Consider the following 14,759-nt stretch of genomic DNA (forward strand, 5'->3'; position numbering starts at 1 on the left):
ATTCTTTAATTATTATAATGCTTCTATTTTATAAGTCCCTAATTTCAGATCTACAGAAATTTTATAGCTCCCTCCAGTACCATCAATTTTAATATTTCCATTGCTTCCTTTAGGAGCTATAAGGCCTGAGTTTCCATCTCCAGAGATGTTTCCCCAGTCAAGATCTCCCCAGCTCTGCTGACCCAGGAATTTAAATTGAGAACCTGCAGAAAGTATAATGGTATGCTCAAATTTACCTCCGCCTAAATTGGTCATAGCTATAGCTCCAGCAGCATTCCATCCGTTGATCGTACCTACCATATACAGATTAGCAGGGTTCCAGTTATTGATTGCGGAAGGAACCACATCTATTGTTTTTTTGGCAAGATCAGAATCAATTGTAATCTTGTACATTCCTGAAGCTCCTGTAAACTGCATATTTTCAGGTGCTGCAGCTACCAGATTGGAAGACCATGTTTTGAAATATTTATTAGCATCCTGCATTCCTGCTGTATCTAAACTATAGTTCAAAGGACTCCAGTCTTTCTGTCCTAAAAATCTGAATGCTTTCCCATTTTCCAGATAGGTATAGATTGTAGAAATATTTTCATTTTTATATAATACCTGAGCAGCTCCTGCATTCCATCCAACAGCAGATGCCTCTCCCACAATATAAAAAGAAGGATATTCCGTTAGATACGGGGTAATACTCATTGGAATTACGTTGGAATAAGATGCAGCATTTCCTACTGAAGCTTTCATTCTTACTTCAATATTTGCTGCAACCCCCGGAAGAAATCCTGCATCAAGAATAATTTTATTTAAATCTTTAACAGTATAAGTTTTGGACAGATCATTTGCTGTTAAATCCGCACTTTTAGCATTTGCGAAACTGGTTCCTGCTTTTGCAAACTCAAGAGTGTTACTATTAACAACAGCAAGATTAAATGTGGGATTTGTCCAAGTAAATTTTACTGCTTTATCATTTTCATTAGCTTTAAGCAAAACTAATGTGGCTGCATCTCCTGTTAAAGTAGGGTTTTTGGTTACTTCAAGAACTGCCTTATCTTCATCTTTCTCACAGGAAACCATTAAAATTCCGATAAAAACAGCTGCCAATATTTTGAATAGATTTTTCATTTCAAACGTTTTTAAATTAATACCCAGGATTTTGAATCAGATTAGGATTGGCTACGATATCTTTAGCAGGAATAGGGAAAAGGTTTCTGTAGCTCTCTACAGCTTTACCATCTTTCACATTTCCTTTCCATGGCCATAGATAATCTCCTGTAGTAAACTTGTTGAAACGGATAAGATCACTTCTTCTGGTCATTTCCCAAGATAATTCTCTTCCTCTCTCATCTAAAATAAAGTTGAGATTGATTGAAGATACATTTCCACTTGTATTTCCATACGCACGTTCTCTCAGCTGATTAATATAACCGATTGCTGTGGCCTGACTTCCACCAGTACCTCCTCTCAATACAGCTTCTGCATACATCAGATAGATATCTGCTAAACGGTATAAAGGAATATCTGCCTCAACCCAGTTAGTATGTGCTCCAACAGATCCGTTGCTTTTAACATTTTTAAACTTGATAAATGCATAACCATCTGTAAAGGACCCTAAATCATTAATTTCTAAATTTTGCCCTGAAGTAAAGAATCTTCCTCTTTTATCACTTCCATTAGTAGGGAATAAGCCTACAAATGCTTTTGTAGTTCTTAAACCACTCCATCCGCCATTCACTCCAAAATCAGCAGCTTTCATATCACCACCTATTGCAGCATGTACCAGATAAGTAGTTCCTCCATTGGTCTGCGTATTGATTCCGTCAAAATTTACACTTAAAATCTGCTCCGGATTATTGATGTTATTATCAGCAAGGAACAAATCATCGTATTTCGGTTTTAAAGAATACCCTGCCGCAATCACTTTGTTACAATAAGTGATACAGTCTGTATTTCTCTGTGTTCCGGTATATACTTCTGCATTCAAATATAATTTTGCCAATAATGACCATACAGCGGCCTTATCTGCTCTTCCGTATTCATTGGTTTTAGGGTCTTTCAATTCACCTGCTACAGCAAGCAATTCGGACTCAATAAAATTAAATAATGCTTTTCTTTCTATTCTTTGTGGTGGATTGACAGAGCCCGGCAAGTAGGATTCATCTACAAAAGGAACATTTCCGAACATATCGATCGCATGATAATACGACTGCGCTCTCAGGAAACGTGCTTCAGCTCTCATTAATTTAGCCTGAGCAAGATTATCCCCGGTAATATTATTGGAAACCAATTTTTCATCTGTTACATTTCTCAGAAATTCATTACAAAAAGCAATTTCTGTATATACTCTATAGTACATTGCAGCGATGAATTCATTAGATGCATCCCAGCTCATTTTGTGAAGCGTATGAAGATTTCCGTCATTCCAGCCAATCACAGCTTCATCGGTGGTAACCACGTTCAGGGTGTACATCAATCTGGTATATTGAGAAAAACCACCATTGATGCCGTTAATATCACTATCCGGCTGATCACCGTCTCCACTGATCTGACCTCCCATAGCAAGTCCTCCGTAAAGTTTTGCCAGAACATTCTTATAGTTGGCAAAATCCTTATATATACTGGCTGAAGTAACATCTGTGATCGGTTCTCTTTCAAGATCTTTCACACAAGAAGCTGCTGTCAATAAAAATACTGCTGAAAGAGGCAATACTATATTTTTAAGTTTAATTCTATTTAGTTTCATTGAATTCTTATTTAAAATTGGAAGTTAAAACCTAAAGAATAAATCTTAGGCATTTGGTAGTAACCGTTATCTATTCCACCGAAAACTTCAGGATCTACTCCTGAATATTTAGTAATTACAAAGACATTCTGTGCCATTGCATATACTTTCAGATTACTTCCTTTAGTGAAAATTTCTCCGAAATTGTATCCTACATTGATATTATCCAGTCTCAGGAATGAAGCATTCTCAACATAAATATCAGATTTGTATTGAGGAACGGCAAACTTATACTGAGGTGCCGTAGTGAATACATTCTGAAGATATTCGTTGGTAGATGCAGATTGCAGTGAACTATTTGAAGCAGCATTATTATATACATAGTTTCCTAATACTGCTCTTGCGCTTAACGCAAAATCCCAGTTTTTATGAGATACTTTAGTAGAGAAACCTAAAATTGCATCAGGTGTTGTAGATTTGTAATAATACATATCTTTTGTACTGATCACACCATCACCATTTCTGTCTACAAAAGCTCCATCCACAGGCTTTCCATTAGTATCATATACCTGTTGGTATACCCAGAATGAGTTAGGTGCATATCCTACTGCATGAGCCTGAATTCTGTTTCCAGAACCTCCTTCAATACCTCCTACTTCCATATTAAATGATTCATCCGCTCTGTCTTTAAGCTTCGTGATGACCGGCTTGTAATGAGTAGCATTAAAGCTTACTTCCCAGGTTGTATTTTGGTTTTTAACCGGAATTACTGTAATACTTCCTTCAATCCCTTCATTTTTCATATCACCCACGTTCTGCCAGCTCGCATTACTTAGACCTCCTGCAGGTTCATCAGCATATACAAGAAGATCTTTGGTATCTTTTCTGAAGACATCTATTGATCCTGTGATTCTGTTTTTATTAAAACCAAAATCTAATCCTAAGTTCTTCGTAGTAGTTGTTTCCCAGGTAAGATTCGGGTTATAGTTGGCAGGTCTGAACATAAAATAGAATTCATTTCCAAACTGATAGCCCGCTCCCTGATAACTTGGGTTGTATGCTGCAAAAGCAGGATAATTATTAGGTTTATTACCGTTAAGCGCAGGTAATTCCTGTTGACCTGTTTTACCCCATCCAGCTCTTAGTTTTAATGTGCTGATTGAGGATATATTTTTGATGAAATTTTCTTCATTAAGCTTCCATGCTAAGGAAACTCCAGGGAAAACTCCCCATACATTATCTCTGGTTCCGTTGAAAAATCTGGAAGAACCATCTTTACGAACCGATCCTGAAATAACATATTTATTAGCTATGGTAAAAATAGCTCTTCCATAAAATGAAATCAGTGTATTTCGAGTTTTGAAGTCTAAATCCTGCGAGTTAATTCCTGTTCCTCTATAAGTGATAGCACCTGGAAGATAAATATTGAAATCCTGATAAGAATACCCTGCAGTAATATCCACACCAGTATTAATAGCACTGATGTTTTTTACATAATTGAAATAGGTTTCCAAAAGCTTGTTTTTCTTTTCCATAGAATAGAAATTAGAGCTTCCCTTATCTTCAAAACCTGGTCTCAGACGGGCGTCTTTAAATTTGTGTCCATCACTTTTTGTATAATCGTATCCGGCGTTCACATTGAAATGAAGGTCCGGAAGAAAGTGAAACTTATAATCTAACTGAATATTTCCCAATCCTCTTAGGACAGAAGACACATCTCTTACTCCATTGATCAGTCCAAGCGGATTGGAGTTGGCATTTACATTATAACCTGTTGCAGATCCGGAATCCAGCCATTCATAATATCCTCCGTAATTAGAGTTTCCTGAATATACTGGTTGTGTAGGGTCAAAATAAGTAGCCGCTTTAATTACTCCACCATCTACAAATCTATTATCGGTAAATGTTCCTTTTGCATTCACATTTACGGATAAATGGTTATCTAAGAATTTAGGATTTAAGTTCAATCCTACAGAAGTTCTGCGGAAAGAATTTGATTTTACAATACCGTTCTGCTCATTATACCCTAATGATAAGCGGTATGGAAGACCTTTAATACCTCCTGAAAGGGCAACATTATTATCTGTACCCCATGCTGCCTGGTAAATTTGATCTTGCCAGTCGGTATCAGCATTCCCAAGTTTAGTTTTATAACCGGCAGGTGCGTATGTATTAACAAAATCTCTGAATTCCTGAGCATTTAATACATCTACCTTTCCCATTTTAGTAGAAACTGAAGTTACCGTTGAAAAATTCAACTTAAACTTTCCTGCCGTTCCTTTCTTGGTAGTAATAAGGATAACCCCGTTAGAAGCTCTGTTACCATAGATAGCAGTAGCCGAAGCATCTTTAAGAATATCAAATGTTTCAATATCATTCGGGTTAATTAATGATAAAGGATCAGAAACACCATTCATTCCTACAAAGTCCTGAGGAACTCCATCTATTACAATCAAAGGAGAGTTTTCACCACTTAAAGAAGAGGTCCCCCTGATTCTGATTTTGGTTCCGGAACCTGGTGCTCCACTGTTATTGGTAATCTGCACCCCTGGAGTTTTCCCCTGGATCAGCTGTCCGGCAGAAGTTGCCCCTCCGTTGAAGTCTTTTGCCGTGACGGAAGTTATAGAACCGGTAAGATCAGATTTTTTCTGCTTTCCATATCCAATTAATACAACTTCCTCAATTTTCTTCTCCTGAGGAACAGAGTCTTTTTTCTGCGCATGCATTATTGTGCTGGCCAATAAAAAAGCAGGCGCAATTTTCAATACTGTTGTAAAATTATTCACAATCATATTTTTTTATAGTTTCGTTTTTTCAGTCTTAATTCGGCTTGTAGCCAGACTCGCAATTTAAAAAAAAAATAGAATTATCGTAATTTTAATATAATTTTAGTTAAAATTATGTATATTACGAAACACTTTTTAGTTAGTTTTTTAAATTTCAATAATTTACACCGTCTTATGCATTGCATAACATTTGAATTAATTTAATATTTAGTTAAACAACTGTTTAACTTAAATTCATATTCAACCTTCAAAATTTGCTTTCTGCAGCATAATAACACCACCAATAGCGGTATTCAACAGATATTCCTTATCTTTGCAGTTAAAACTTTACTATAAATGTCAAACAGAAAGATGATTACGGCAGCTTTGCCTTATGCAAACGGGCCGGTTCATATAGGACATTTGGCAGGTGTTTATATTCCTGCGGATGTTTACGCAAGATTTCAGAGAAGATTAGGAAAAGATGTAGCGTTTATCTGTGGTTCGGATGAGCACGGAATTCCTATTACCATAAGAGCTAAAAAAGAAGGAGTAACTCCTCAGGATATCGTTGACAAATATCACGGGATCATTAAAAAATCTTTTGCTGATCTGGGAATTTCATTTGATGAATATTCAAGAACAACGTCTAAAAACCATTACGAAACCAGCCAGGATTTCTTCAAGGTTTTATACGAGAAAGGAAAATTTACTGAAGAGATTTCCGAGCAGTATTTTGATGAGCAGGCAGGAGAATTCCTTGCTGACCGTTATATTGTAGGAACGTGTCCTAATTGTGGTAACGAAAACGCTTACGGAGACCAGTGTGAGAAATGCGGTTCTACCCTTTCTCCTTCTGAGCTGATCAATCCGAAGTCAATGCTTAGCGGAAATGTTCCTATCCTTAAAGAAACAAAAAACTGGTATCTGCCATTAAACGAATACGAAGACTTCTTAAACGAGTGGATCATTGAAGGTCATAAAGATGACTGGAAGCCTAACGTATACGGACAGGTTAAATCCTGGTTGAATGACGGCCTTAAACCCCGTGCAATGACCAGAGACCTTAACTGGGGTGTTCCGGTTCCACTTCCAAATGCGGAAGGGAAAGTATTATACGTATGGTTTGATGCTCCTATCGGCTATATTTCTTTCACCAAAGAATGGGCAGAGAAAAACGGAAAAGACTGGAAAGACTACTGGCAGAGTCCAGAAAGTGATCTGGTACATTTTATCGGAAAAGATAATATTGTATTCCACTGTATTATTTTCCCTTCGATGATGAAAGCTCACGGAGATTACATTATGCCTAAAAATGTCCCTGCTTTTGAATTCCTGAACCTTGAGAACGATAAGATTTCAACGTCAAGAAACTGGGCAGTATGGGCTCATGAATATGTGGAAGACTTCCCTGGACAGCAGGATGTTTTAAGATATGCTCTTCTTTCATCTGCTCCGGAAACAAAAGATAATAACTTTACATGGAAAGATTTCCAGACGAAGAATAATTCTGAATTAGCTAATATTTTTGGTAACTTCATTAATCGTGTTGCAGTATTAATTAACAAAAACTTTGAAGGAAAAATTCCTGAAGGAGATGTAAATGCACCAGAATTACAAGAAATCAGCAAAAGAGCTGTAGAAATCAGAAACTCTCTTGAAAATTATGAATTCAGAAATGCATTAACAGCATTTATGAATCTTGCAAGATTTGGAAATCAATACTTGCAGAATGAAGAACCTTGGAAAACGGTTAAAAATGACATTGAAAAAACCAAAAATACATTATTTATTGGAGCTCAAATTTCAGTTGCACTAGCAAATTTAGCTGAACCATTTTTACCTTTTACAGCACAAAAATTATATGAAATTTTTAATGTAGAACAAAAAACATGGTCTGAAGTTGAGAATTCAAAAGTATTAATTGAAGCTGGTCATTCAATAATGGCTAATGCTCCAATTTTATTCTCTCAAATTTCGGATGATGTAATAGAAGCTCAGATCCAAAAGCTTGAAAACACAAAACAAAACAATAAAAAAACAAATCCTAACGCAAACCCTATGAAAGAAGAGATCACATTTGATGACTTTACTAAAATAGACCTTAGAACAGCAACCATTTTAGAAGCTGAAAAAGTAGAAAAAGCAGATAAATTATTAAAACTTACTGTAGATACAGGAGTAGATGTAAGAACTGTTGTTTCCGGGATTGCAGAAAGTTTCACTCCTGAAGAATTAATCGGGAAGCAGGTAATGATTCTTCTGAACCTTGCTCCAAGAAAAATCAGAGGAATTGAGTCTCAGGGAATGTTATTATTAACAACAAAACCAGACGGAAAATTATCTTTCGTAACACCGGACGACAGCAATGTTGAAAACGGTATTGAAATCGGATAATTAAAATCCTTATAAAGATAACAGGCTGTTTCACGAGAAGCAGCCTTTCTTTTATAGACAGCTTATGGTCAATAAAAATGTTTTAAGAAAACTTTCCAATCAGGAACTAGAGGGATATTTAAAAGAAGGCAACCGCTTTGTTCCGGAGGCCGTTCAGGCAGCTTTTGAAATTCTGGAAGAAAGAGGACGGGTTTTCAGCGAGCAGGAGAAAACAGCTGTTCAGCAATTAATCCAGCAAAAAAAGGAAGAAGAGGAAGCAAAACGTACAGAAGAAGTAGAAATCTGGAAAGACCATATTACAGAAGATCCGGAGGCCATAAGGCTTTATTCACGGATGACAATTTTGGTCACCAGTGTTTTTTTCAGTACGATTCCCGGAGCAATTTTACTGTGTTTTAATCTAATCAAACTCAAAAAATACTTCCCTGCCTTCCTTACACTTGTATTTGGATTGCTGTTTTTTATATTTCAGAAGTATGTTCTGCTTTCCCATTTTGACTTTGGTACAACTTCCAGATACAGTCCCGAAATTGGAGTTATTTCAATAGGAGCTTTAGGTTTACTTGTCATCAGTGTTCTAGCAACTCCAAAAAAACTTCCTTACCGTGCAGAATCTTATATTCTTCCTGTTGTTTTATGTGCCGGAACCGCGGTTCTGATGTATTTTTATTCCCAGGAATGGTTCTCTTACTATCCGTTGGCAAAGGCCATCCATCTATTCAAACAGTAATAAGGAGCTTATTCCCGCTATCCACTTTTACTCCTCGCGCCTGGCCAAAGAGCCAACCGCATGCTGTGGGGTAACCGTTTCTATCGGGGCTAGAAATAGTACAAAAAAAGTCATTCCGGCGTACAGAATGACACTATATGAATTCATGAGATTGCTTCGCTTTCAGCTCGCAATGACTTGTTGTAAATTATTTCTTAGTCAGTTTTGCTAAGTAAGAATCCTCATCTTTCAAAACTCTTTCTATTTTGAAGCCATTGTTTTTGGCTGCATTCTTCAAGGTATTGAAGTCAAGATACAGCCAGGTAATCGGTTCCTCAGATTCTCCTTTATAATGCACTACATACTCCAGTTCTCCGTAATATCCACCAGCCGGAATATATACTCCGCCATCTTTATCACGGTCGAACATATAAAGAATATCTGTACTGTCAATCAGAACCTGTCCGCCATCGTTCAGTAAAGTCTGCAGCTTCTGAAGGTAGGTATCAATTTTCGCAAGGCTTTCAAAAACTCCGGTACCGTTCATCAGTAATAAAATGGTATCAAAAGTTTCTCCTGAAAAATCAAGCATATTTTCACAAACCGCTTTTTTAACCCCTCTCAGCTTGCAGATCTCAATTGATTTTGGTGAAATGTCCAATGCTGTCACATCAAGATTTCTTTCATTTTGAAGATATAAAGAATGAGAACCAGCACCTGCTCCAATGTCCAGAATTTTTCCTTCGGATAATTGCAGTGCTTTCTGCTCAATATCATTCATGTCTTCAAAATCTCTGAATAAATAATCCACCGGAAGTTCATCCAGCTCAGAAATTGACGTTTCAGTCTGCAGATCTTCAGGATTGTCATTGTGGTAATAATCCCAGATCGCTCTGCCCATTAAATCTTTCATGGTGCAAAGATAGTAGTTCAATGTTCAATGTTCAAAGTTTTTGGTTGAATGTTGCGGGTTACGAGGTACCGGTTCTCAAGTACAAGATACGGCGTACCTACAACTTTAAACCTTAAACTTTAAACTCTCAAACCCTCCCACTCTAAAACTCTCAAACTCAAAATCCCTTCCATCTACTCCATCGAATCCTTCTCCTTATGTCTATCTGCCTGCGACTCATTTTCTGCTACACCTGCTTTCCAGTAAGAATAAGCATATAATTCCTGAGGGGTCCAGTTTTTTTCTTTTCTCAGATAAGTACGGATTTCTTTCACGCTTGAGAATTCACATGCAACATAGCCAAATTTTGTAGTCTCAGGAAGATCAATACTTTTTACAGCATTTGAAATTTCACTGCTGATCTGAGGCTGCGCATTGTGTAACCATTTAAAATCAATTTGGGCTTTCGTTTCAAGCAGCTGCTCGTCTTCTTTTCCATGAACTTCAATAATGCATGTACCTCTTGCCGTTTCAGGAAGCGTTTCCAAAATAGCACTGATCACCGGAATGGCCGTAGCATCTCCTACCAACAAATACCAATCTGCAGCAGGGTACAACTCCTTACCTTCCAAACGCATCATCACTCCCAGTTTTGAACCTGCTTCAGCTTCTCTCACCCATTTAGAAGCCGGACCGCCGTCTCCATGATCTACAAAATCGATGATTAATTCATTTTTTTCCAGATCAATTCCTCTGTGGGTATAGGTTCTGATGGCCGGAGCCACTTCTTTTAACGGATACACCCACTGATGATTTTCGTCCAATGTCGGAAAATGAATCTCATTCAGTCCTGCCGGAGGAACGGCAATTTTATTATTGTCTCCCACCATCGTATTTTTGAACAACTGAACTTCTGGTGAGTACAAATACACTCTGATAAAATGGTCAGTAATGTATTCTTTTCTGGTAACTTCGGCAACGATCTGCCCTGTTGAAATTTTTGCCATAACTGATTTTTTTTAAGTTAAAATCCGGTTTCCGATTAATTCAGAAACCGGATTTGAAATACAATATGTTTTCAGATCAAGGCATTTTTACCTTCATCTTATTTTTAAAATTCAAAAGTGTAAGACAGATTAAATGTTCTTCCTCTTCCTTTATAATTAAACAGTTCCGGAAGTCCGTAAGTAGAATACAGTACCTGAGAACGCTTGCTCCATATCGTCTGATAGTCTGTATTGAATAGATTCTGGATTCCTAAATTGAATTTTCCAAAATGGAATCTGTATCCTATCATCAGATCTGAAGTATTATAGCCTTCCACCACATTATTAAGCTCGTCTTTCTGTTTGAAATTCTGCAAAGACTGGAATCTGAATGACCAGTTTTGAATATTATATCCGATATAGGTTACCAATTTGGAAGGAGAAGCATTGTAAATCTCCTGTTTCTGCCATTCTCCTTTGTTATCTACCTCAGATTTGATCAAAAGTCCGCTTGCCCCGAAATAAACGCCATTATTTAACGAATAAGAAACCTCAGCTTCAATTCCCATATTTCTTAATTTCAGATCATTCACAAGAATCTGGAAAGTCTTCTTATCTACAGCAACGGTTTTGTCTGAATTACTCAAAAATCCGGCAATCTGAGCTCTTAAACCGCCTCTGTTGACACGGTAACCTACCTCAAATTGATTGGTTTTGATAGCCTGAAGAGGCTGTTCTTTCACATTGATACTGGATACTACATCCCAGTTTGTTCCTACCAATTTATACTGTCCGATTCCGTAAAATTTAGCAGGATCTGCTAAGCTTGCTCCCTGGGAAAAAGCTCCCCAAACCTGATGCTGCTCATTGAATTTGTACAACAATCCGGCATTGGCTAGGGTCACATTATAAGAACTTTCACCTCCGGGAATTGCCGATGCTGAACTTCCATAACCCATAGCAATCTGTGTCTGCTGTTCTGAACCTACAAAATCATCCATTTTTACGTTGATGTGCTGATAACGGATTCCGGCATTCAATTGTAATTTTGGGAAAACATTGTACTTTGCCTGAACATATCCTGCGTAGCTCTGTGAGTGATTGGTTGGGTATCTTCCCAGGCTGTATTTTGTTTCATTCACCAAACCTCCGCTGGACATTGTTTTGGCAATATCATAAACGGATTGTGTTCCTTCAAATTTCTCAAAATCAAAGTCTGCTCCATAGGTAACATTCAATCCTCGCCATGATTTTGATAATAAAGCTTTAATCCCCGAATAATAGGTATCCTGCTGTGAAGAGGACATATAAGGTATTTTTCCTGTTTGTAAAGTAACATTTCCCGGGAATGGATAGAATCCTAATTTTTCACCACGGGTAGCCAATTGTACATACAAATCCTGTCCGCCTAAAATTCCGTTGCCATTATAAGCTACGGTTGCCATATAACGCTCTGTTCCTACATTTTTATCGGATGAGAAACCATCTCTCATTTCGAGTAATGAAGCATTTTTTGTAGTAAATGCACTTAGATTTTCACCTAAAAATAAACTTCTGTCTCCATTAAATTTAGAATTGTAATACTGAACAGAGGCTGTTATTTTATGTTTATTGTTAAACTGATATCCTCCTGTCGCAAGGATATCTATTGATTGATTATACTGAAGGTCAGTTTGTGTAATATCTGTAAAAAGCTGTTTCTGATCTGCTCCATATACTCCACCATTCTGCTGATAAGCCACTCCCAGTCTTCCAAAGAACTTATCTCCTTTTGCAGCAATAGACTGAGCAGCACGGAAATCATGGTCATCTTTTCCCATAAATCCTGTACGTACCCCCAATTCAGTTTCGCCGCTGATCCCTTTTTTAGAAGGTGTTTTTGTAATAATATTAATGATTCCACCGGTAGCATTACCTCCATAAATTGAGCTTGCTCCAGAAAGTACTTCAATTCTTTCGATATTAAAAGGATCTATTGCATCCAGCTGACGGCTTATCGCACGGATACTGTTCAGAGAAACGCCATCTATCATTACAAGCGCTGAACGTCCTCTCATATTCTGTCCGTAATTGGTTCTTCCCTGCGGACCGATATCCATAGAAGGTATCAGAATCGATAACATTTCTTTGATAGGAACTCCACTTTTAGCCTGTTCCTGAATCTTTTCTTTCTGTACGACCCAAACCGTTCCCGGAACTTCAGAGATTTTTGTAGGTTTTCTGGAGGCTACGATCACCACATCTTCAATACCTTTAGAGGCAATAGAATCTTTCACGGTCTGGGAAATCATCAATCCCGAAACCAAAAGACCTATGAACGCATACTGCTTTTTCATTCTTTCTACTTCAAAGTTTTATAATTTCACAAAGATAATTCTTATTTAGAAAGAATAAAAATAACAGCGTATGAGATTTTTTCTTTTTTATAAAAAAATGGAAAAATGAAGAAGGGAGTGGGAAGTTATAATAACTTCTTTTGGAGTAAAGATTTTAAATAAAACAAACAGCTATAAACCGTCTTTCACTACTTCCTTCTTCCAGCATCCAACTTCCTACTAAAAAAACGTAAAATCCCAGCCCAACGAAGGGCCAGGATTTTACTAGTGAAAAACAAGGTATTTTTTATATTGCAGGCCCTGCTGCATCTTTTATTTCTTCTAACAGTTTTCTTCTTTCACGGAGTCGTCTTCTTGCGATAACGGATTTACCTCCCAAAACTCTTATAAACCTGAAATACTGGAAACGTTTTGCTCCGAAATGATGGGTAGCAACATAAATCAGCACTCCAAATCCAACTAAAATAATATATCCGAATATCTTCTTGGTGGCTATGATAATGGCATTGAGCTGAATGGCTTTCATATTGGCTGCTACATTCTGAGGAGTAACGGTCATTCCATCCATATAAACAGCAAGATCACCAATTGCTGTAACCTGAAAACGGTACTGAAACCATGAATAGAGTGTTGAAAAAATTCCTACGGCAAGAAAAGTTCTCCAAACCAACACAAGCCCGATGGCTGCCAGCATTTCATCCATTTCAAGCTTATCCAGCGTATAAAACCATACGGAGATAAACAGTGAACACATTCCGTAACCTTTTAAAAACATAGGCAGATACCAGTTGTCATAACTGAATTCCAATACCATAGAAAAGTACATAATAATGGCATATCCAATCATTGCAGAAAATCCGGAAAAAATATACATTTTCAAAGGCTTTTCTTTTTTGAACCAGAAAATGGCAATGACTCCGGCCAGGATAATCCCGGGAATCATCAGTAAACTCAGTCTGGTATTGGTCACCTGATCATAGCCCAAAACTCCCACCGCAAAAGTATTCTGAATAGAAGCTGTTCCTAAAAACATTCCCAGCCAAAACAGCATGAATAAACCGTGCTGTACATTATTTTTTGTAAAAATTTTGAATGAAAGGTACGGTCGCTTTAAAGTTAGCTGACGGATAGAAAGCAGTGCAAAACTCACAAAAGCAGCAATACTTCCATATATAATATTCTTAGAATTGAACCAGTCCTGCTGTCTCCCAAATGAATACACATACGCCGAAAACATGAAAGTTGAAATGAAAAGTAAAATACTTAGCCAATCAATATAATGCAGGGGAACTTTTAATGCAAAATATTTATTATGCATTAAAATCCAGTGTATTAATGCAAGTGTAAAGCATAAAACCGCCGTGAACACATAAAACTGCTGCCAGTTGTAGATAAGAGCAAATTCAGCCGCATAATAAGTAGCCACCTGATTCATTACAAGAACGAAGGTATAGAATGCTCCGTAAAACATTCCCCGGTTTCCAATCATGGCCATCAGTGGCAGAAACAGTTCTATGGTGACCATCATTTTCATAAAGCCTATCACTAAAGAAGTAAATATGAAGATCATTGGCTGTAAAGTAGTTCCGTTTACATAACTGAGCAATCCTAAAAGCACCAGAAGTAAAACCATCTTATCCCTTACTTTGAATCTCATTTTGATTCTGAGAACAACAGGCATACAGGCTCCCATCCCAATGGTAGTTGCATAGTTAGCCCACATAAAATATTCTGTCATGGCACCGGTACCGCTTACCAGAGAACTGATATTTCCGGTATACACTCCACCGATGGGCATTACCACGGCAAGCAGTAATACAATCAGCAGCAGCTGTACGGGTTTCGGTACCCAATCGCTATATAATCCTTTGTTGTACATGATGAATTTAGAAATTAGAGGTTAGAAACTAGAAATTAGTGGCTGAAAGTTTTCCGCTTAACTTCTATATTTTTCCAAT

General features: G+C 37.3%; 9 protein-coding genes. 2 read left to right on the forward strand and 7 right to left on the reverse strand.

Translation table 11 applies throughout. The features are described from left to right. Positions 1-12 precede the first annotated feature (12 nt). Genes SFA27_RS15135 through SFA27_RS15145 form a run of 3 tightly spaced genes read right to left on the reverse strand, consistent with a single transcriptional unit; the run spans position 13 to position 5,502 of the window. Positions 13-1,119, reverse strand: coding sequence for a SusE domain-containing protein (locus SFA27_RS15135; RefSeq protein ID WP_407293220.1), 1,107 nt, complete (start codon positions 1,117-1,119; stop codon positions 13-15). Between the two features lie 16 nt (positions 1,120-1,135). Then, positions 1,136-2,737: a RagB/SusD family nutrient uptake outer membrane protein gene (locus SFA27_RS15140; RefSeq protein WP_407293222.1), complete on the reverse strand. Its 1,602-nt coding sequence runs from the start codon at positions 2,735-2,737 to the stop codon at positions 1,136-1,138. An 11-nt stretch (positions 2,738-2,748) separates the two neighbouring features. Continuing rightward, complete coding sequence (locus SFA27_RS15145) at positions 2,749-5,502, reverse strand: SusC/RagA family TonB-linked outer membrane protein (protein ID WP_047376975.1); 2,754 nt, start codon at positions 5,500-5,502, stop codon at positions 2,749-2,751. A gap of 336 nt (positions 5,503-5,838) precedes the next feature. Between SFA27_RS15145 and metG the strand changes: the two genes are divergently transcribed. Together metG and SFA27_RS15155 are read left to right on the forward strand one after the other, a co-directional pair. Next, positions 5,839-7,878, forward strand: a complete 2,040-nt coding sequence (metG, locus tag SFA27_RS15150; protein WP_407293225.1) for a methionine--tRNA ligase — start codon at positions 5,839-5,841, stop codon at positions 7,876-7,878. 64 nt (positions 7,879-7,942) lie between these two features. After that, the gene (locus SFA27_RS15155; protein WP_407293227.1) at positions 7,943-8,608 is read left to right on the forward strand and encodes a hypothetical protein; all 666 of its coding nucleotides are present in this window, start codon (positions 7,943-7,945) and stop codon (positions 8,606-8,608) included. A gap of 187 nt (positions 8,609-8,795) precedes the next feature. On the opposite strand, the gene SFA27_RS15160 is transcribed toward SFA27_RS15155, so the two are convergent. The 4 genes from SFA27_RS15160 to SFA27_RS15175 all read right to left on the reverse strand — a co-directional run bounded on the left by SFA27_RS15160 (position 8,796) and on the right by SFA27_RS15175 (position 14,680). Next, entirely contained in the window at positions 8,796-9,500 is a 705-nt protein-coding gene (locus SFA27_RS15160) for a class I SAM-dependent methyltransferase (RefSeq protein WP_407293229.1), read from the reverse strand. Positions 9,501-9,673: 173 nt separating this feature from the next. Further along, the gene (locus SFA27_RS15165; protein ID WP_047376829.1) at positions 9,674-10,486 is read right to left on the reverse strand and encodes a siderophore-interacting protein; all 813 of its coding nucleotides are present in this window, start codon (positions 10,484-10,486) and stop codon (positions 9,674-9,676) included. 104 nt (positions 10,487-10,590) lie between these two features. Further along, a complete protein-coding gene (locus tag SFA27_RS15170) occupies positions 10,591-12,801 on the reverse strand; it encodes a TonB-dependent receptor (RefSeq protein ID WP_407293232.1) in 2,211 nt (736 codons plus the stop codon). Between the two features lie 286 nt (positions 12,802-13,087). Next, a complete protein-coding gene (locus tag SFA27_RS15175; protein ID WP_407293235.1) occupies positions 13,088-14,680 on the reverse strand; it encodes an MFS transporter in 1,593 nt (530 codons plus the stop codon). Between the last annotated feature and the right edge of the window lie 79 nt (positions 14,681-14,759).

Origin of the sequence: Chryseobacterium sp. HR92 (genome assembly GCF_045689405.1) — a bacterium.
Taxonomy (GTDB): domain Bacteria; phylum Bacteroidota; class Bacteroidia; order Flavobacteriales; family Weeksellaceae; genus Chryseobacterium; species Chryseobacterium viscerum_A.

Coding starts and splice junctions, on each gene's coding strand:
- SFA27_RS15135 (WP_407293220.1), bottom strand. CDS start 1,119: ATGAAAAATCTATTCAAAATATTGGCAGCTGTTTTTATCGGAATTTTA.
- SFA27_RS15140 (WP_407293222.1), bottom strand. CDS start 2,737: ATGAAACTAAATAGAATTAAACTTAAAAATATAGTATTGCCTCTTTCA.
- metG (WP_407293225.1), top strand. CDS start 5,839: ATGTCAAACAGAAAGATGATTACGGCAGCTTTGCCTTATGCAAACGGG.
- SFA27_RS15155 (WP_407293227.1), top strand. CDS start 7,943: ATGGTCAATAAAAATGTTTTAAGAAAACTTTCCAATCAGGAACTAGAG.
- SFA27_RS15160 (WP_407293229.1), bottom strand. CDS start 9,500: ATGAAAGATTTAATGGGCAGAGCGATCTGGGATTATTACCACAATGAC.
- SFA27_RS15165 (WP_047376829.1), bottom strand. CDS start 10,486: ATGGCAAAAATTTCAACAGGGCAGATCGTTGCCGAAGTTACCAGAAAA.
- SFA27_RS15170 (WP_407293232.1), bottom strand. CDS start 12,801: ATGAAAAAGCAGTATGCGTTCATAGGTCTTTTGGTTTCGGGATTGATG.
- SFA27_RS15175 (WP_407293235.1), bottom strand. CDS start 14,680: ATGTACAACAAAGGATTATATAGCGATTGGGTACCGAAACCCGTACAG.